The 329-nt window shown below is 57.4% G+C and carries 1 protein-coding gene; it reads right to left on the minus strand.

All coding sequences use genetic code 11. From position 1 onward, the window contains the following. Nucleotides 1-329 (minus strand): helix-hairpin-helix domain-containing protein (locus F8C76_RS20010; RefSeq protein ID WP_152132977.1); only part of this gene is annotated, 329 nt, incomplete at both ends.

Genomic DNA, 329 nt, shown 5'->3' on the forward strand with positions numbered 1-329 from the left:
ATGTTGCCGCAGTTGACCAAAAGACTGGCCCGGTTGGGACTGACCTGGTCAAAGAGGCCGGCTTCGATCAAGGGGACCAGCTGCTTTTCTTTCAACTCCTTGGTATCCAGCTGCCGCAAAAAAGCCGGGAAGCTGGTTACTGGCCGTTTTAGGGCCAGAAGCTGGTCCAAAAAGGCCGGCGTAATCCCCATAATGTCCTTTAAGCCCAGGTAGATCCGGCCTTCAAACAAGCGGGCCTCTGCCTGGCTCAAGTTGATGTCGGGCCCCAGGATCTCAACGCCGGCCTTTCTGGCCTGGCGGATGATGGCCCCTTTTTCCTTGCCCCGGCT

The sequence above is a fragment of the Flagellimonas olearia genome (assembly GCF_009184425.1).
In the GTDB taxonomy this organism is placed as follows: domain Bacteria; phylum Bacteroidota; class Bacteroidia; order Flavobacteriales; family Flavobacteriaceae; genus Flagellimonas; species Flagellimonas olearia.